The sequence below is a fragment of the Klebsiella sp. C283 genome (genome assembly GCF_048822555.1).
In the GTDB taxonomy this organism is placed as follows: Bacteria; Pseudomonadota; Gammaproteobacteria; order Enterobacterales; family Enterobacteriaceae; genus Klebsiella; species Klebsiella quasipneumoniae.
In genome coordinates this window covers 1-917 of the sequence record NZ_JBMEZS010000069.1, presented here as the reverse complement: position 1 = coordinate 917, position 917 = coordinate 1, and the positions used below count along the sequence as shown (strand labels likewise).

1 protein-coding gene is annotated in these 917 nt (G+C 51.7%); it reads left to right on the top strand.

What is annotated here, in order from left to right; all coding sequences use genetic code 11:
* Positions 1 to 91: 91 nt before the first annotated feature.
* Positions 92 to 917: hypothetical protein (locus ACOI7Z_RS27250; protein WP_420702489.1), on the top strand; the 826-nt coding region annotated here is incomplete at its 3' end.

Below are 917 nucleotides of genomic sequence, written 5' to 3'. Positions count from 1 at the left end.
CGATGTAAACCATCCAACATATCCCGCCGGGCAATGCGTTATTACTGAAACTGTACTCCGCGCAATCCTTTCTTCTTTTTAAGGTACTTTTATGACAACTATTTTTCAGGCACCAGTTCCAAGCAATAACCCAGCGCTGCAGTATGCGGTGCCAGATAACCTCTTGAAAGGATACGGGACGAAAGAGGGGACTACTGATGGGGTATACCTGTTCCGCCTAGATGACAAACGATCGTTTCCTCTGCAGGCTGCTCCGACGAGCAATGCTGAAGGCGCAATCGTGAATCTGGCTGATAAGGTCAGCGCGCAGGCATCCCTTGGTGGCGACGTGTCCGCATTCGTGTGGAACGGAACACGTAAATCACTGGCGATGAACAGTAAAAGCGCACCGCGTTACCTGCAGAGCGCCAGTAACTTTATGGCCAGATTTGATGCCACCACCCACCCGTCGAAACTCCAGTATTTTGCGCTTGGAATGTACGTGCGTATTCCGTCAGCTGATGATTTTGTCGCGGTCAGTACCAACTACTCAGGTGTCTGCGGGACGGCGGAATCCCTGACACCGGCAAACGAGTTTGGCGGAATTGCCTTCACTAACATTAACGGCACAAAGGCAATCAACGCCATTCGCGGCACTGATGCAGGAGCGCTGCGCACAGTAGCTGTCCCGGCAACTAATTTCCTGGGTAAAGTTTGCCTGGCGGTAGTGTACCGAGACGCTGCCGGGATGCATCTCTATGTTGAAGCGACCGACGGGACAAAAGCGTCTGCCATGACAGCCATTGCAAACGTACCACTGCTCACTACTAACATGACGACCCGCAGCCTCAAATTTGGCGTTACTGGTTTTTACTCTGGTAGTCTCGTCTATAAACACGAGTTTTTCGGGGGATGGTTGATCGACCTGGAAACTATCG